Source organism: Gordonia jacobaea, from assembly GCF_001186365.1.
GTDB classification, from domain to species: domain Bacteria; phylum Actinomycetota; class Actinomycetes; order Mycobacteriales; family Mycobacteriaceae; genus Gordonia; species Gordonia jacobaea.
Genome location: NZ_LDTZ01000016.1, coordinates 30,583 through 47,600, shown reverse-complemented (window position 1 = coordinate 47,600; position 17,018 = coordinate 30,583). Strand labels below are relative to the sequence as shown.

At 66.2% G+C, this 17,018-nt stretch carries 18 protein-coding genes and 1 tRNA gene; 10 read left to right on the top strand and 9 right to left on the bottom strand.

The window, feature by feature from the left end:
* Nucleotides 1–167: 167 nt before the first annotated feature.
* Nucleotides 168–2,225, top strand: coding sequence for a CocE/NonD family hydrolase (locus tag ABW18_RS09045; protein ID WP_049698684.1), 2,058 nt, complete (start codon nucleotides 168–170; stop codon nucleotides 2,223–2,225).
* A gap of 36 nt (nucleotides 2,226–2,261) precedes the next feature.
* Here ABW18_RS09045 and ABW18_RS09040 read toward each other — a convergent pair whose 3' ends face one another.
* Nucleotides 2,262–2,762 carry a TIGR04338 family metallohydrolase gene (locus tag ABW18_RS09040; protein WP_049699012.1) on the bottom strand — a complete coding sequence of 167 codons (501 nt, stop codon included), beginning with the start codon at nucleotides 2,760–2,762 and terminating at the stop codon, nucleotides 2,262–2,264.
* A 112-nt stretch (nucleotides 2,763–2,874) separates the two neighbouring features.
* Between ABW18_RS09040 and ABW18_RS09035 the strand changes: the two genes are divergently transcribed.
* Nucleotides 2,875–3,318, top strand: coding sequence for a hypothetical protein (locus ABW18_RS09035; protein ID WP_049698683.1), 444 nt, complete (start codon nucleotides 2,875–2,877; stop codon nucleotides 3,316–3,318).
* Between the two features lie 10 nt (nucleotides 3,319–3,328).
* On the opposite strand, the gene ABW18_RS09030 is transcribed toward ABW18_RS09035, so the two are convergent.
* Nucleotides 3,329–4,165: a DUF2786 domain-containing protein gene (locus ABW18_RS09030; protein WP_049698682.1), complete on the bottom strand. Its 837-nt coding sequence runs from the start codon at nucleotides 4,163–4,165 to the stop codon at nucleotides 3,329–3,331.
* A 155-nt stretch (nucleotides 4,166–4,320) separates the two neighbouring features.
* On the opposite strand from ABW18_RS09030, the gene ABW18_RS09025 reads away from it, so the two are divergent.
* The gene (locus ABW18_RS09025) at nucleotides 4,321–4,782 is read left to right on the top strand and encodes a hypothetical protein (protein ID WP_049698681.1); all 462 of its coding nucleotides are present in this window, start codon (nucleotides 4,321–4,323) and stop codon (nucleotides 4,780–4,782) included.
* A complete protein-coding gene (locus ABW18_RS09020; protein WP_049698680.1) occupies nucleotides 4,779–5,102 on the top strand; it encodes a transcriptional regulator in 324 nt (107 codons plus the stop codon). Before ABW18_RS09025 ends, ABW18_RS09020 begins: the two co-directional genes overlap by 4 nt.
* Nucleotides 5,103–5,139: 37 nt before the next feature.
* Here the strand turns inward: ABW18_RS09020 and ABW18_RS09015 are convergent, their stop codons facing one another.
* Entirely contained in the window at nucleotides 5,140–6,096 is a 957-nt protein-coding gene (locus tag ABW18_RS09015) for an L-lactate dehydrogenase (protein WP_231894108.1), read from the bottom strand.
* 264 nt (nucleotides 6,097–6,360) lie between these two features.
* On the opposite strand from ABW18_RS09015, the gene ABW18_RS09010 reads away from it, so the two are divergent.
* Complete coding sequence (locus tag ABW18_RS09010) at nucleotides 6,361–7,932, top strand: amino acid permease (RefSeq protein ID WP_049698678.1); 1,572 nt, start codon at nucleotides 6,361–6,363, stop codon at nucleotides 7,930–7,932.
* A gap of 70 nt (nucleotides 7,933–8,002) precedes the next feature.
* Nucleotides 8,003–8,935, top strand: a complete 933-nt coding sequence (locus tag ABW18_RS09005; RefSeq protein WP_049698677.1) for an alpha/beta fold hydrolase — start codon at nucleotides 8,003–8,005, stop codon at nucleotides 8,933–8,935.
* A gap of 95 nt (nucleotides 8,936–9,030) precedes the next feature.
* Here ABW18_RS09005 and rplA read toward each other — a convergent pair whose 3' ends face one another.
* The 5 genes from rplA to ABW18_RS08980 all read right to left on the bottom strand — a co-directional run bounded on the left by rplA (nucleotide 9,031) and on the right by ABW18_RS08980 (nucleotide 11,914).
* A complete protein-coding gene (rplA, locus tag ABW18_RS09000; protein WP_005209149.1) occupies nucleotides 9,031–9,747 on the bottom strand; it encodes a 50S ribosomal protein L1 in 717 nt (238 codons plus the stop codon).
* 115 nt (nucleotides 9,748–9,862) lie between these two features.
* On the bottom strand, nucleotides 9,863–10,294 hold the full coding sequence (gene rplK / locus ABW18_RS08995) for a 50S ribosomal protein L11 (RefSeq protein ID WP_005209147.1): 432 nt from the start codon (nucleotides 10,292–10,294) through the stop codon (nucleotides 9,863–9,865).
* A 101-nt stretch (nucleotides 10,295–10,395) separates the two neighbouring features.
* Nucleotides 10,396–11,244, bottom strand: a complete 849-nt coding sequence (gene nusG / locus ABW18_RS08990) for a transcription termination/antitermination protein NusG (protein ID WP_049698676.1) — start codon at nucleotides 11,242–11,244, stop codon at nucleotides 10,396–10,398.
* An 82-nt stretch (nucleotides 11,245–11,326) separates the two neighbouring features.
* Complete coding sequence (secE, locus tag ABW18_RS08985; protein WP_049698675.1) at nucleotides 11,327–11,803, bottom strand: preprotein translocase subunit SecE; 477 nt, start codon at nucleotides 11,801–11,803, stop codon at nucleotides 11,327–11,329.
* Between the two features lie 38 nt (nucleotides 11,804–11,841).
* Nucleotides 11,842–11,914, bottom strand: a tRNA-Trp gene (locus ABW18_RS08980).
* Nucleotides 11,915–12,235: 321 nt separating this feature from the next.
* On the opposite strand from ABW18_RS08980, the gene ABW18_RS23145 reads away from it, so the two are divergent.
* On the top strand, nucleotides 12,236–12,580 hold the full coding sequence (locus ABW18_RS23145; RefSeq protein WP_231894107.1) for a type IV toxin-antitoxin system AbiEi family antitoxin domain-containing protein: 345 nt from the start codon (nucleotides 12,236–12,238) through the stop codon (nucleotides 12,578–12,580).
* A gap of 6 nt (nucleotides 12,581–12,586) precedes the next feature.
* A complete protein-coding gene (locus ABW18_RS23140; protein WP_231894106.1) occupies nucleotides 12,587–13,135 on the top strand; it encodes an endonuclease domain-containing protein in 549 nt (182 codons plus the stop codon).
* Between the two features lie 93 nt (nucleotides 13,136–13,228).
* On the opposite strand, the gene ABW18_RS08970 is transcribed toward ABW18_RS23140, so the two are convergent.
* Entirely contained in the window at nucleotides 13,229–14,635 is a 1,407-nt protein-coding gene (locus ABW18_RS08970) for an aminotransferase-like domain-containing protein (protein WP_049698674.1), read from the bottom strand.
* On the opposite strand from ABW18_RS08970, the gene ABW18_RS08965 reads away from it, so the two are divergent.
* Nucleotides 14,634–15,635: a DMT family transporter gene (locus ABW18_RS08965; protein ID WP_049698673.1), complete on the top strand. Its 1,002-nt coding sequence runs from the start codon at nucleotides 14,634–14,636 to the stop codon at nucleotides 15,633–15,635. The genes ABW18_RS08970 and ABW18_RS08965 overlap by 2 nt on opposite strands.
* Nucleotides 15,635–16,951: a diacylglycerol/lipid kinase family protein gene (locus ABW18_RS08960; protein WP_049698672.1), complete on the top strand. Its 1,317-nt coding sequence runs from the start codon at nucleotides 15,635–15,637 to the stop codon at nucleotides 16,949–16,951. Before ABW18_RS08965 ends, ABW18_RS08960 begins: the two co-directional genes overlap by 1 nt.
* The last annotated feature ends 67 nt before the right edge of the window (nucleotides 16,952–17,018 follow it).

Sequence of the window (17,018 nt, the reverse complement as noted above, 5' to 3'; positions counted from 1 at the left end):
GGTCCGGAGTGATGTGGACCACATTTGGGTGGGGTTGTGGCTGTGCCACAACGCGGTTCGTGTCACTCCTACCGACACGATGAAGTGACGGCATCCGCGGCGGCACGCCCACCGGACAACGACCGGCTGACGCAGGTGCAGTGACCTCAAAGGCAGGCTGATGCACCATGGCGTTTCAGTTGAGACCGACAGCGGACGAGCACGCGGCGACAGAGCGCGCGCGCATCGAGCCATTTCCAGTTGACCCTTCATCACTGCGCCGATCCAGCACCGACACACCCGTCTTCGGCACACTCCCCCTCGGCGATCCCACCGGAGGCGCCAGTGCGATGCGCTGGCGCGAGCAGGTCGACGGCCCGCAGGTCTACCCCCGCGTCTCGATCGACCGCGATGTCACCCTGACGATGAGCGACGGCGTCGAGTTGCGGGCGACGATCGTTCGGCCTGCCACAGGTTTCGGCGAGGTGGTCACGACGCCCTATCCGGCGATCATCAACATCAACCCCTACAACCGCGCCGCGATCGACTTCATCGACACCACGATGCACGCACCCGTCCTCGGAGGTGCCGTGCGCGCGGCTGCGCGATCGGTCGACGCGACAGGCACGGCACTCGAGGGGCTGACCACTCTGACCCAGGTGCTCGCGGGCGGCGTGATCGACGTCTTCGGGATCAATCGAAACCTGGTGCGCAGCGGGTACGCCCAGATCATCGTCGACGTTCGCGGCACCGGCGCCAGCCACGGCAAATGGGAGATCCTCGGGCCGCGTGAACAGCAGGATTCCGTCGAGATCATCGACTGGGTCTCCGAGCAGGAGTGGTGCAACGGCAAGATCGGACTGGCGGGGTGGTCGTACTCGGCCATCAACTCGCTGCAGGCCGCCGACAAGCGGCCACCCCAGCTCGGCGCGGTGTTCGCGGTCGAGGGTTGCGACGACATCGTGCGCGACATCTACATCACCGGCGGCATGCCCTCCGCCTTCATCCCGGCATGGCTGTCGGTGGTGAACATCCTGAAGTGGGTACCGAATCCGTCGACGCTGATGCGAGATGTTCTGCGCGGCAACCACTTCCGTTGGCTTCGTGACCGCGTCGCGTCACCGGCCACCGAAATCCCCTCGCTCCTCTGGGGTTTCCTCACCGCCCGCGACGACCGCATCTTCGACGACCCGTACTTCGACGCCCGCGATCCGCAGGTCGACCGGATCGAGGCGCCGACGCTCACCGTCGGTGCATGGCACGACCTCTTCGGACGCAGTGCCACAGGCATTTACGAGCGCCTCAACCTCGAACCGGGCCGCAAGCAATTGATCGTCGGAGACGGTTATCACTTCGACGTCGGGTCCGGCTACGGCGGCAAGTTCGCGCCACCTCGTCTCGACGTCCTCGAACGCGCGTGGTTCGACCGCTGGCTCAAGGGGCACGCGAACGGCGTCGAACACTACGGACCGGTGACACTGCGCCAGCAGGGCGGCACGTGGACTGCTGGTCAGTCGTTCCCGCGCCAGGGCGTTTCGCCGCGTCGGCTCTACCTCTCCAGCGAGTGTTCTTCCAGCGCAACACATTGCGTGCACGACGGCAGCCTGCAATCCACCCCGTGCTCCGACTACGCCTCGCTACATGTCCGCCCGGATGTTCGCGGCCTCGTCTCACGCGACATGACGCAGGTGACAGCGGGCGCGACGATGGCCCTCGGCAGGCCATTCAACGCCGACGCCCGATTCCAGGAACGCGGTGCACTCTCGTTCACCAGCGCTCCCGTCACCCAGCAGACACCGATCAGCGGTTCGATGAATCTACGGCTCAACGTCGCCACCACCGCACACGAGGCAATCTGGGCCGTCACCGTCAACGACGTCGCGCCGGACGGAACGTCGAAGGTACTGACCAACGGCGCCCTGTCGGCGTCGAATCGGGCGCTCGATCCCAGCAAATCGACCTACGCCTCGGACGGCAGTCTCGTTGGCGCGCACCACTTCTTGTCGCGCAAGCGCAAACTGCCCGTACCGCCCGACGCCCCGGTACGCATCGACGTCGATCTCGTCCCGACCGACGCCGTCCTCGAACCCGGCCATCGGCTACGAGTCGACGTGTACGCGGCAAGTTTCCCGCGTTACCTGACCGTCGTGCCGGACCTGGTCAAGGCGCGCGGCCGCAGGCAACGCCTGATCCTCGACCCTGAGCATCCGAGTCACCTGACTTTCCTTGCAGGCGAAGGGCTCTGAGGCACGTTCGTCGAAGAGGCACGTTCGTCGAACGCCTCACAGACCCGAATCCGCGAACACCACGCGGTAGACGAATTCGGCCTCCGGTCCGAGGACCAGCCCGACCAGTTCGGTCAGTGTCGTCGCGAACTGCCGACCATGGGCCGGGCCGTCCGAATCGTCGAGGTGATGCGCGATCTCGTGGAGCACGACCAATTCACGCAGCGCCCAGCGACCCTCGGCGGAGTCGGGGATGGCGATCTCACGCAGATCCGAGTCCAGGTGCCGCGCGTAGTGCGCCGAGCGGTGTCCGCGGCGCGCCCGCACCGTCACCGGCGTCGACGCGGCGTCGAAACGCTGCGCCACCGACAGCATCGACAGCACGCGACCGACGTAGTCGCGTATGGAGTCGACCGAGGCGAACTGCGCCTCGACGGGCAGGGTGAGTTCCGTGCCCGCGAGCTGCACCGTGTGCGTACCGCCGGCACGCTCGAACAGCCGGAACACCATGCGCTCGGCCTCGTAGAACCGTTCACGTCGGGTGTCACGCGGCGGCACGACGCTCCCCGACCGTTCGCACCCGGCGACCGCACATTCCGGGGCCGACCCCGCCGTGACTAGGCTCGACGAGGTCAGCACTTCGCACCTCGACACGCAGGGAGTCCACGCGATGACGCCGCGCTCGCACACCATCGGGAAGTCTGCCGCGATCGCGATCGTCGGCGCCGCGATCGTCGGGGGTGCACTGACCGGCTGCAATTCGTCGTCGGGTGAGGTCTCCACGGTGTCGGCGCCCTCGACGTCGTACGTCGACAACCCGGTCGACCCCGCCCAGCTCAACCAGGTGCTCGACCGCATCGCCGCCACCGGACTGCCCGTCACCGGCCGTCACGACGCGACCGCCGCGCGGTGTCCGGCGGCCGGATGCAGCAGTGCCGTCGAGTCCGATCAAGTGATCCTCATGCAGTTTCCGAGCACCGGCCGCGCGCAGCTCTACGCGGGCGCACATCCGGGAGATTTCCAAGTCGTCGACCTCGTGCTGACTTTTCCCGCGGGCACCGACGCGGCCCAGAACGAACGCTATACCCAAGCACTGCAGGGCGAGATGCGCTGAGCCGCGCACCCTAACCCTCGAGTGCCCCGCGGGCAGCACCGAACTCGCGATCGGCACCGATCTTCGCCCGACGCCCCGCGCGGTCGCCGGCCTGACGCGCGCCCTCCGAGTACCCGGACGACGCACTCGTCGGCCGCCAGGTGCCGCGCGCCGTCGACTCGGTCTTGTAGAAGCTGCTCACCTCGAGTTCCTTGTCGCGCAACGCAAGTGCGGTCGACGTCGAGCCCGCGGGAAGTTCGCGAGAGTCGTCACGCGCCACCGCCTCCTCCCGTGCGGCGTCGCGCGCCTCGGTCAATCGCACGCCGATCCGCTCGGCGAACGCCGACTGAAAGTTCAACCGTGCGGTGATCGGGGCGAGCGGTTTACGTTCGACAACTCTCCGCGACCGCCAGCCCGTCCCCTTGCGCACCACCCGCGCCGACGTCTCGCCCCGGTAGTCGCCCGACCGCAGGTAACCGTCGCTCGCCGCGACCATCTGGATCAGCAGCGACGTGTAGAGCGCCTCGCACGTGTCGATGTCGGCCTCGTATCCGTACGCCAGCACGAAGGTGTTGTTGCCCGCGACGTCGACCGTCACGTCGTTGGCACGCGCGATCGCGACGAAAAGCTGCACGTACGTGCGTAATCCACGTTTTCCGGTCTCGCCGATCGCGACCTGTCTGGTGATCGGCGTCGTCTTTCGCCGTGCCGCTGGATCGTGCGCACGGGCGACCGCGAGGTCGATCGAGGCCGCCGTCGCCAATCGTTGCGCTGCCTGCATGAAGGTCTCGGCCTCATGCTCGTTGTCGGTGTTCTCGGCCTGCCGCAGCAACCCCGCGATCCGGGTGAGGAGTTTGTCGTCGCGCATACAGATCAGACTAGATCGACTGCCGTTTGGTTCCACTCCGCGCAGGATTTCTCGAATCCCTTGACTTTCCCAGTAGGAAAGTAGACACTACTTTCCTATACGGAAAGTGGCTCACCAGCACTCACGGCCAAAGACCTCCAATCGAGGAGACCCTCATGGACATCACTCCCGACCAGGCGCGTGAGGCGCTCGGGTCCGTCGACGGAGCACGTCGCCGGGTCGCCGACGACCTCGGCCTCCCCCGCAGCTACTGGTGGGCGATGGCCGCCTCATGGATCGTTCTCGGTGTCATCAGCGCATTCGCTCCCCCGTGGGTCACGACCGTCGCCACCATCGCGTTCGGCGCCGCGCACTCGGCGATCGCGTCCCGACTCTTCGACGGCCGACGCGCAAGCACGCATGTACGCCCCGCCCGAAGCGTCGCCGATCGTCGCATCCCGCTGATCGTCATCGGCATACTGCTGACCGCGGTCGCCGTGACCGTCGCGGCAGCACTGGTGCTCGACGCCGACGGCGCACGGCACCCGTCTATCGGGGCGGCCGTGTTCGTGGCGGTGATACTCGGATTCGGCGGACCGCAGATCTTCGACGACATCCGCAGGCGAGTGGGCGCGTGAGCACACCGAAATTCGACGAGCTGATCCACCCGAGCACCCGACTGACGCTCGTCGCGACCCTCGCCGCCGCCGATTGGGCCGATTTCGGCTACCTCAAAGAACGACTGGCCCTGTCCGACTCAGCGCTGTCCAAGCAGCTCGCCACCCTGGAATCCGCAGGCTACGTGAGCACCGAACGTCCGAGCACCGGCCGTCGACGCAGCGTCCGGGCCCGCCTGACTGACGCCGGACGCGAGGCCTTCAACGGCCATGTCGCCGCGCTCCAGGCCATCGTCGGCGGCACGCAACAAGACAGCGTGCAACAGACCAGCACGGAATAGACCACGCCGCGCCCGACCCCGAACTCACCGAGCGGCGCTACAGCCCGAACTTGTCCTGCATCTCCCGCAGCGTCTCGGCGGACTTCATCAGTCCCTCGTGCTCGGCATCGGACATCTTGATCTCGAGTCGGCTGCCCGCGCCGTTGCGGTCGATGAGCGTCGGGAGTGACAGACATACGTCGTCGAGTCCCTCGTACCCGCCCGTGACGGTCGAAATCGGCATCACGCGGTGTTCGTCGTTGAGCACCGCCTCGATGATGCGCGTGGTCGCGAGCCCGATGGCGTAGTTGGTCGCGCCCTTGCCCTCGATGATCTTGTACGCAGCGTGCACCACCTCGTGCTGGATGCGTTCGCGCGCCGGTGCGTCGATGGCCTGGCCGCCAGGCAGGGGCTTCCACTCGAGCAACGGCACCCCGCCGATCGACGCCGAACTCCACAGCGGGATCTCGGAGTCGCCGTGCTCGCCGACGATGTAGCCGTGCACGTTCTGCACCGCGACGCCGACGTGCTGCGCGATGAGGAACCGCAGACGCGACGAGTCGAGCACCGTGCCCGATCCGAACAGCTGATTGCTGGGCAGCCCACTGTATTTCAGCGCCGCATAGGTCACGATGTCGACAGGGTTGGTGACCATGATGTAGATCGCGTTAGGCGCAACCTTGATGGCACCGGGCAGGATGTTCTTCGTCAGATTGATTGTGGCTTCGGCCAATTCGAGCCGCGACTGCCCGGGCTTCTGCTTCGCGCCCGCGGTGAACACGACTACGTCGGCGTCCGCGCAGACCGACACGTCGTCGTCGCCGATGATGTCGGCGCGCGGCACGAATTCGAGTCCGTGCGAAAGGTCGAGGACTTCCGCGGTCACCTTCGACGTGTTGATGTCCATCAGCGCGATCGTGCGCGCGACACCGCGAATCAACGACGCATACGCAATGGCGGTACCCACAGCGCCTGCGCCGATGATGGCCAACTTGCTCGGTCGGGCTTGTCTCACGTTCAACCGCCTGTGTCTCGTGCTGCCCCGAAATCCTGCCCCTGGTGCCGATTATCGTCGGCAGACGCCGCGCCCGCAGCCTGATCGCCGATCATTTCACTCGCCGTCCATACCGCAGTTTCACGACGGGTATGACCATCACACTCATGAATTCGTCGCGATGTCCGTTTCTGGCATGCGAAATCGCCACGGAGAGCTTATGTTCTGCTGGTCTTGCGCATCGCAACGTGGCGTCGCACCATCACTTACCGGGGGAGCTCACCCATGCCTGAAGGCCATGACACCCTTGCCGAGGATCTTTCCGACGACGAGGCCCACCTCGCGAGACTCGGCTACACCCAGGAACTTCACCGCTCGTGGTCCGGTTTCTCGAACTTCGCGATCTCGTTCTCGATCATCTCGATCCTCTCGGGCTGCTTCACGTCGTTCGGACTCGGATGGAACAACGGCGGCCCGGCCGCGATCGCATGGGGCTGGCCGATCGTCTCGATCTTCATCCTGCTGATCGGATTCTGCATGGCCGAGCTCGTCTCGGCATACCCGACGTCGGGCGGAATCTATTGGTGGGCAGCCAAACTCGGCGGCGCCAAGGCCGGCTTCTACACCGGGTGGCTCAACCTCATCGGCCTCGTCGCCATCCTTGCCTCGGTCGCGTATGGCGCAGCCACCTTCCTCGACCTCACCATCGGCACATTCAGCCAGTCGTGGCTCGACGGCTACAGCCTGACCCGAGTGTTCGTCATCTTCCTGATCATCCTGGCGTGCTCAGCCCTGATCAACATCTTCTCCGGTCACCTACTCTCGATGCTCAACAACATCTCGGTCTGGTGGCACGTATTCGGTGCTGCCGCAGTCATTCTCATCCTCTTCCTGCTCCCTGATCAGCACGCGTCCTTCTCCGACGTCTTCGCCAAGACCGTCAACAACAGCGGCATCTTCGAAGGCAAGACGTCGGGCTTCGGCTTCATCCTGTTCGTGCTGCCCATCTCGGCGATCCTCACCCAGTACACGATCACCGGCTACGACGCCTCCGCCCATCTCTCCGAGGAGACCAAGGGTGCGGCCAACGCTGCGGCACAGGGCATTTGGCGTTCCATCGCCTACTCGGCCGTCGGTGGGTGGATCTTGCTGCTCAGCTTCCTGTTCGCCGTCCAAGACGCAGACGGTGTCTCCAAGGGTGGCGGCGCCGTCGCGACGATCTTCACCCAGGCACTCACCTCGAAATGGGCGGGCGTCGTCCTGATCATCTCCACTGCGGGCCAGCTCTTCTGTACCGCCGCGTGCCAGACGAGTGCGTCGCGAATGATGTTCGCGTTCAGCCGCGACGGCGCCGTGCCCGGCCACAAGCTCTGGTCCAAGGTCCGCTCGAATGGCATGCCCGCCAACGCTGTTGTCGTGACAGCTGTCATCGCCGCGATCATCACGCTGCCCGCACTGGTGCCGGTCGACATCAACGGCGCACCCGTACCCGTCGCCTTCTACGCGGTTGTCTCGATCGGCGTCGTCGGGTTGTACCTGTGCTTCGCGGTCCCGATCTACTTCCGCTGGAAGGCGGGAGACTCGTTCGAGGCCGGCTCGTGGACGCTCGGCTCCAAGTACAAGTGGATCGCACCGATCGCTCTCATCGAGATCGCGCTGACCTCGCTCGTCGCCATGTTCCCCACCTCGCTCGGCGGCATGCCGTGGGACGCGAGCTTCGAGTGGAAGTACGTCAACTACACCCCGCTGCTCGTCGGCGGCGCACTGATCCTGCTCTACGGCTACTGGCACCTGTCGGTGAAGAAGTGGTTCACCGGACCGATCAAGCAGGTCGACGCCGCGCCCGTCGACGCCTGAGGCGGTGCGTGATTAGCCTCGAACGTGGCACAGTCACGCCGCGCACGCGGCCCGTCGGAAGAGGACAGCGTTGTCACTTCACGAAATCGAGTTCACGTCGGCCAACGGTCGCGACACCATCTTCGGTTGGGTCTACGAACCCGCGACCAAGACACGAGGCATCATCCACATCGTCCACGGACTAGGTGAGCACTCGCGCCGCTACCTACGGCTCATCACCAAGCTGCTCGACGCCGGGTTCGTCGTCGTCGCCGACGACCACGCCGGACACGGCAAGACGGCCATGACCTCGGGAGTCTGGGCCGACGCCGGAGACGACGCCGACAAGGTCGTGGTGGCTGACGAACGCACCCTGCGCGACAAGGTGCGTGAGCTCTACCCCAACCTGCCCTACGTCGTCTTCGGGCACTCGTGGGGTTCGATGATCGCGCGAGGTCTCGTGTCCGACGACAGCGACTGGCTCAAGGGCCTCATCCTCTGCGGCATCGCCGCCCAGATCCACGGCATCGACGACGTCCTCGACCGCGACGCACTCGCCGCGGAGTCCGACCCGACGTCGACAGCGACGGAGACGTACGCGGGCCAGATGTTCGAGGGATTCACCGCGCGCTTCGGCTCCGACGCCTTCCCCACTGCGTGGGTGGCTCGCGATCCCGGGGTCGTCCGCGACCACGCCCGCGATCCGTTCAACAACTTCGGCGCACCCATGTCCGTGCGATTCATCCGCGGATTCGTCGATCTCTACGACGCCGTCAACGCCGACACCTGGTATCCGACAGTCCGCTCCGACCTGCCCATCCTCATCCTTGCCGGCGACGCCGACCCGGTCGCCAACTTCGGCGAGGGCGCTTATCACGTCGGCAATCGGCTCGCCGCGAGCGGACACGCCGACGTGCGCACCCGCATTTACACCGGCTACCGGCACGAGGTACACAACGAACCACCGATCCGCGACGAGGTCGCCGACGAGATCATCGCCTTCGCCGAGCGCGTCGTCGGATAGGCAGCTCGTCGTCGGATAGGTCCCAACGCAGAAGCCCCCGAACGCCACTGGCGTTCGGGGGCTTCGAAACTGTTGCGCTACAACAGATGACGCTCTCAGTCCTGAGGAGCCTCGGTGAAGTTGCGCGTCACGGCCGGGTCGACCGGGATGCCCGGGCCCGTCGTCGTCGAGACGGTCACCTTCTTGATGTAGCGGCCCTTCGCGGCCGACGGCTTCGCACGCATGATCTCGTCGTACGCAGCGCCGTAGTTCTCGGCGAGCGCGCTCGGCTCGAACGATGCCTTGCCGATGACGAAGTGCAGGTTGGCTGCCTTGTCGACGCGGAAGTTGATCTTGCCGCCCTTGATGTCGTTGATTGCCTTGGTCACGTCGGTGGTGACCGTGCCGGTCTTGGGGTTCGGCATCAGGCCGCGCGGTCCGAGGACACGCGCGATACGGCCGACCTTGGCCATCTGATCAGGGGTGGCGATCGCGGCGTCGAAGTCGAGCCAGCCGCCCTGGATCTTCTCGATCAGGTCCTCGGCGCCGACCTCGTCGGCACCGGCTGCCACGGCCTCGGCGGCCTTGTCGCCTGCGGCGAACACGATCACGCGGGCGGTCTTACCCGTGCCGTGAGGCAGGTTGACGGTGCCTCGAACCATCTGGTCTGCCTTACGCGGGTCGACGCCCAGCCGGATTGCGACCTCGACGGTCGAATCGGTGTTCTTCGACGACGTTTCCTTCGCCAGCTCAGCAGCCTCCAGCGGGCTGTAGAGCTTGTCCTTGTCGACCTTTTCGGCCGCGGCCTTGTAGGCCTTGCTGCTCTTGCTCATTGCTCTGTTCTTTCTCCGTATTGATGATTCGGGTTGGTGGTGTGTGGGCCGAGCCGGCCCTCCCACTCAGCGGCTTTCTAGCCTTCGACGGTCAAACTTGCGCGAGTTCGCAAGCTCACTCGACGGTGATACCCATCGATCGCGCAGTACCGGCGATGATCTTCGCGGCCTGGTCGATGTCGGTGGCGTTGAGGTCTTCGGCCTTGGTCTTGGCAATCTCGCGGACCTGGTCCATCGAGACCTTGCCGACCTTCTTGGTGTGCGGCTCGCCCGAACCCTTCTGCAGACCGGCGGCCTTGAGCAGCAGCTTGGCCGCAGGCGGGGTCTTGAGCTTGAAGTCGAACGAGCGATCTTCGTACACGAAGATCTCAACCGGCACGACGTTGCCACGCTGCGACTCGGTCGCCGCGTTGTACGCCTTGCAGAATTCCATGATGTTCACGCCGTGCTGACCGAGCGCCGGACCCACTGGCGGGGCCGGGTTTGCCTGGCCTGCCTGGATCTGGAGCTTGATGATCCCGGCGAGCTTCTTCTTCTTGGGAGGCATCCTTGTTCCTTGTTTGTTTCTTGCAGATCCACGTCCGCTGGAGGCGTGGAAGCTTGTGTGTTGCTCCGTACGGAGCAGGTATCAGATCTTCTCGGCAGGTATCAGATCTTCTCGACCTGGTTGAAGCCGAGTTCGACGGGCGTCTCGCGACCGAAGATCGACACGAGCACCTTGACCTTGCGCTGCTCGGCGTTGACCTCGCTGATCGACGCGGGAAGCGTCGCGAACGGGCCGTCCATGACGGTGACCGACTCGCCGACCTCGAAGTCGACCTCGACAACCGCCGTTGCGGCCGCTGCGGCCTGCTCGACACTCTCGGCGCCCTTGGCCGTGGCCTTCTTCGCGGGAGTGCGCGGCAGCAGGAACTGCAGCACTTCGTTGAGACTCAACGGCGACGGCTTGCTGGTCATTCCGACGAAGCCCGTGACACCCGGGGTGTTGCGCACCGCGCCCCACGACTCGTCGTTGAGGTCCATGCGCACCAGGATGTAGCCGGGCAGCACCTTGCGGTTGACCTTCTTCTGCTGGCCGTTCTTGATCTCGGTGACCTCTTCGGTCGGGACCTCGACCTGGAAGATGTAATCGCCGACGTCGAGGTTCTGCACACGGGTCTCGAGGTTGGTCTTGACCTTGTTCTCGTAACCGGCATAGCTGTGGATGACGTACCACTCGCCGGGTGCGCGACGCAGTTGCTTGCGCAGTTCCTCGGCGGGGTCGACCTCTTCCTCGGCTTCGACAGCGTCGGCATCAACCGCGGCGTCCTCGGCAGCTTCTGCCTGCTCGACGGCCTCTTCGCCACCGTCGACGGCAGCGGCGTCGTCCTGTGCGGCCTCGACCTGCGCCTCGGTGCCCGGATCGTCGGTCTCGTCCACGGTCGCTTCGCTCCCGGCGTCGGTGACGTCGGTCTCGACCGCGTCGGTCGGGTCGAACTCGTTATCCGGGGTGCTCACTGCAGCCCACGCTCCTCTTTCATGAAGTTGGTCGTCCGTCGGATGACCCGGTCGGGAGCGGGCTCACCTGAGTGAGCCCGAATCAGCCGAGGATCCAGAGAACTAGCTTGGCGAAGCCGATGTCGATCCCGAAGATGAACGCGGTCATCACCACCACGAACACGAGCACGATGATCGTGTACGTGATCGTCTCGCGCCGCGTAGGCCAGATGACCTTCTTCATCTCCGAGACGACCTGCTGCATGAACACCCAGATCCGCACAAACGGATTGCTGCTCTGCTCGGACGCCTTCTTTACCTTGCGTTCCTTGACGGCGACCGCGGATCCACCTTCGGAATCCGCATCACCATCTGTCGTGTCGACGGCACTCGCCGACGAGCGACGACCGCGTCCCGAACGCTTGCCCTTCGGACGAAGATCGTCCGACGACGCATCCGAGGTTGCGGCATCCGCGTCCTCGACGGCGTCGTCGCGGGTCTCGAGCTCCTCCGCTGCCGAATCGGCGGCGTTGGACTGCCCGTCGTTTTTGGCGCGGGCCGCTCGATCTCGCTTGCTCACCTTCGAGGTCCTCTCGTCAACGTGTGCCCTCTCCAGGGCAGGGGCGACAGGACTTGAACCTGCAACCTGCGGTTTTGGAGACCGCTGCTCTGCCAGTTGAGCTACGCCCCTTTGCGACTGCGTCGACTCTTGCGAGTTCTGCAGTCGCCGGTCATGGTCGACCTGCCGGAACCAGCCTACCGATCCGAAATCGATGGGCCGTCGCCGACAAAACCAACGCGCCACCCTATGGGCGGCGCGCAAGTCAAGGGTAAACCTGACACTTCAGTGTAGAACACCCGCCCCGCTTAACCCAAAACACTTCCTGTACCGATCCATCCCGACCTGCGTCGATCCGCGAATTTTTGCGGTTGCCCAGACGCTCGGATTCCGCGCGTCTGGGCAACCGCAAGTTTTCGGCGCCCGGGCAGGAACCTTCGGACATGGAACCTCATGACGACTCACCACGTCCGATATCGCATGACCACGCTCGCGCAGCACCTGTCGACGCACGACGGCGTCATCACTCTCGCACAGGCTCGAGCGCTCGGCGTCAGCAGGCACGCCGTGCAGCGTCGACTCTCCGCGGGCACGTGGGTGCGCGAGGCGGAGGCCACCTTCCGCGCCGTCGACCATCCGCGCACATCGCGAGTCCGAGTCCGGATCGCGGTCGCATCCGTCGGCAAATCCGCGGTGCTCGTCGGGTCGTCGGCCGCATGGTGGCACGGCCTGACCAGTGCTTTTCCGTCGAAGATCAGTGTCGCCACCCAGGTCAAGGGCCGCCACGCCGGTGCGTAGTCGGGCGTGGAGGTCACACATCGCCGTCTGCACGAACCAGACGTCGTCGTGGTCGACGGGCTGCGCGTGGCGTCGGTGGCAACCACCCTGCTCGACGTCGTCGCCGCCGGCGACACCTCGACCGTCGACAACGCACTCCTCACCCACCGCGTCACCATCACCGAACTCGACGACGCGCTACGCCGCTACCCGCGTCGTCGTGGGGCACCCGAGGCCCGACGACTCTTCGACGCACTGCGGTCCGGTGCCAGATCCGAGGCCGAACGCACCACGACCGCACTGTTCGACGCACACGGCATCACCGGGTGGACGGCCAACACAGAGGTCCTCGGGTACCTGCTCGACTTCGTGTTCCGCGACGCGCGACTCATCGTCGAGATCGACGGCTTCGCGTTCCACCGCGACGCCAAGACCTTCCAACGCGACCGGACCAAGCGCAACGCCCTACTCGCCGACGGCTGGCGAATGTTGAACTTCACCTGGGACGACATCACTCGACGCCCCGACGCCACGGCCCGCCAGGTTCTCGACGCCCTCGCCGCAGCGGCTGCCTAGCGGCAACGCCCCCGCCTACTTCCGGTTGCCCAGACGCTCGGATTCCGCACGTCTGGGCAACCGCAACCCCTGCCGCCCTACAGCTCGACGCACCTAACACGACCCCGCGAGGATCTCGACGGCCTCGGCGTAGCGGTCGGGTCCCGCGGCGGCGTAGCTGAGGCGCACGTACGGCCCGGTCGGCTCGGCCGGGAACCACTCGCGGCCGGCCACCACCGACAGCCCACGCGCCAACGCCCGCGCGGCGACGACGTCCGGGTCGGTGGGCACGTCCCCAGCGCCGACGTCGGGCAGCCGAACCCACAGGTGCAAACCGCCCGGCGGTGTCGTGGCCGTCAACGACGGTTCGGCGCGCAGCGCGTCGAGCAAAGCGTCGCGACGCCCGCCGAGTCCGCGTCGCAGCCGCTGCAACGATGTGCGCCATGCGGGCCTGGTCACGACGTCGAGCGCGGCGAGCTGCAGGATCGGCGACACATACAGGTCGGAGAGCGCCAGCGCACTCTCGATGCGCTGCCGCACCGGGCCGCGCGCCATCACCGCGGCGACCCTGATCGACGACGACATGCTCTTCGTCAACGACCTGAGGTAGATGACGTGCCCGTTCTCGTCCGCGGAGACGAGTGTTCGCGGCACGGTGTCGATACCGAAGTCGTGGGCCCAGTCGTCCTCGACGACGAAGGCCCGATGCGCGGCCACGACGTCGAGCACCTCGGCCCGCTGCTGCGCCGACCACTGCTCGCCGGTCGGGTTGGCGTAGTTGGGCTGGGCGTAGAAGACGCGCGCACCCGACGTCGCGAACGCGGTGTCGAGGTCGACGGCGCTCGGTGCGCCCCCGGTGCGCGCGACGGGAACGATCACCAGACCGGCCTGGCGTGCCGCGGCGATCGCACCCCAGTACGTCGGCGACTCCATCACGATCGCCTCACCTGGAGCGGCGATCGCCCGCATCGTCGCGGCGAGCGCGGCCTGCCCGCCCGAAGTGATCACGACGTCGGAGTCACGCCAACCGCCGGCACCGCCCTCGACCCCGGCAAGCTCGCTCACGAACCAGCGACGCAACTCCGGAACGCCCGCGACAGGCGGTCGCGTGAATGCCTCAGCCCTTCGCGACACACGACGCACCGCTGCCGCGACAGGTTCCTGCGGTAGCAGCTCGTCGTCGGGGTAGCCGCCGTGCATGGCGATGGTGTCGTGCGGGACCATCCGCAGCGTCGACCCTGTTGCGGGGATTCCGGAACGTTCCGGCCCGAGCGCTGCGGTTTGCCACCCAATGTCGCGCCTCAGGGCGGAACGTCGAGAAGCGACGAATGTTCCCTCACCAGAACGCGTTTCGACGATGCCGTCGGCAACGAGCGCCGCGAGAGCACGCTGGACCGTAACCGGACCGGCCCCGAACTGCTTGGCCAGCGCACGCGTCGACGGCAGTCGCGATCCCGGCTGCTCACGCTCGGCGAGCAATCTCAGGTATTGCGCGATCCGCGAGCTGCTATCGTCAAACATGAGAGACAATAGTAGCGCTATCGCACCAAGTTCGACGCCGCTATCGCACCAGACACCGTCGAGCGGGCTGGTCTGGGGCTTCGTCGGGGTGGCCGCGTTCTCGTTCTCGGTGCCACTGACCCGTATCGCCGTCGGTTCCGGCGGCGACGCAGGACTCGACCCGCTGCTGGTCGGATGCGGCAGGGCCGTCGTCGCGGCAGCACTTGCCGTCATCGCGCTCGGAGTCACGCGCACCCGCTTCCCCACCGTCCGGCAGTGGCTTCGCCTGCTTCCGGTCGCCGCGGGCGTGGTCGTCGGGTTTCCGCTGTTCACGTCCCTGGCCCTGCGACACTCCGATTCCGGCCACGCCGCGGTGATCGTCGGACTGCTTCCCGCGATGACCGCCGTCGTCGCGGTCACGCTGACCCGCGAACGTCCCGGCGTGCGGTTCTGGATCGGTGCGTCCGCGGGTGCCATCGCAACGGTCACGTTCGCGCTCCTCGCACACGGCGGAGCGTCGTCGAGCGGTATCGACGACGTCTACCTGCTCTGCGCCGTGGTGCTCGGCGCGGTCGGGTACGCCCAGGGCGGCATTCTCGCGCGCGAACTCGGCGCGTGGCAGACGATCTGCTGGGCGCTGGTGCTCGCGCTGCCTGTCATGGCGATGGTCTCTGCCCGCTCGATCCACCTGCAACCGCCGACGGACATCAGCGCGGCGCAGTGGGCGTCGTTCGGATATCTCAGCGCCGTCAGCATGTTCCTCGGGTTCTTCGCCTGGTATCGCGGACTCGCGATCGGGCCGATGACCGTCGTCAGTCAGACGCAACTCGTCCAACCCGTCCTTTCGGTGGCGTGGGGCGCGCTGCTGCTGCACGAGGGGGTTTCGCTCGGGGTCGTAGCCGGTGGCATCGCCGTGATTGCCTGCGCTGCGTTCACTGTCAGGAGTCGATCCCGCGACAGTTCCATGCGCCGCAGCCCGATGTCCCGCCTCACTGTTCGTCGGCTGCGTATCGTGAGCTGATGACACAATCTGCGGGACAACGACGCGGTTTTGCCATCCTCTCGCTCGCCTCGGGCGCTCTCGGCGTGGTGATCGCCATCGTCTCGGCGGGCAAGCAATTCCCCGTCGGACTCATCGCGCTGGTGCTGCTGCTCGTCGCTGCGGGACTGGCCGTCGACGGCTTGTTCAATATCGGGAACCGACGCCTCGCCGAACTGGTCATCGCGGTGATCCTGGCTGTGGTCGCCATCGTCATCGTCGTGCTGCGCAGTTGGTGGTTGCTGATCGGCACGCTCGTCGTCATCGCGCTGTTCGCGATCGCCATCGCGGCGGCGTCGCGAGCGTTCCGCGTCTCGGTGCCGTTGCCCGTCGTCGCACCCCCGAGCGCCCCGGTGCTCATCTACAACCGACGCTCCGGCGACGGCAAAGCCGACCGCCTCCACCTCGCCGACGAAGCGGAACGTCGGGGTTACCGGACCATCGAACTGGTCAAGGGCGACGATCTGCGAGCCCTCGCGGAGGGCGCCATCGCCGACGGCGCCGATGCACTTGCGATGGCGGGCGGCGACGGTTCGCAGGCGGTCGTCGCCGACGTCGCGGCGACGCACGATCTGCCTTACGCATGCATTCCGTCGGGCACCCGCAATCACTTCGCACTCGACCTGGGCGTCGACCGCGACGACGCCGTCGGAGCCCTCGATTCCTTCGTCGAAGGTGGTGAACGTCGCGTCGACCTCGGCGTCGTCAACGGACAGGTCTTCGTCAACAACGTCTCGCTCGGCGTCTACGGCGAGGCCGTCCAACGCGAGAGCTACCGCAACGCCAAAGCCAAAACGCTGCTCGACGTCGCGTCGCAGGTCCTCGGACCCAACGCCGACCAGCCATCGGTCTCCTGGCACGACCCCAACGGCACAGAACACGAGTCCGTCGCCGCAATCATGGTGTCCAACAACCAGTATCGCCTCGGGCACATCATCGGATCGGGTACCCGCCCGAGCATCGAAGACGGACTGCTCGGCGTCGCAGTCATCGCCGACCCGACGTCGCGTCCCGGTTCGACACGGCTACAACATCTGTGGAGCGAATGGGTGGCGCCGACGTTCGAGATCGATTCGGACACCGACCTCAACGCGGGAATCGACGGCGAGGCCGCAACACTGACCGCGCCCGTGCGCTTCGAGATCCGCCACCAGGTGCTGCGCGCCCGCATTGCCCGCCAGCACCCCGGCGCCTCACCGTCGGCCGACGTGCCCGACGGCGCGCTCGACTCGGTGCGCGCCCTCTTCCGCATCGCCCTCGGGCAGCCGGTCCACGTGGCGACCCATCAGGCCGCCTGACCACTCCCGCGCGCCGAGCCCCACCCGCTGGTCGAGCCTGTCGAGACCACCCGCCGGTCGAGCCCCC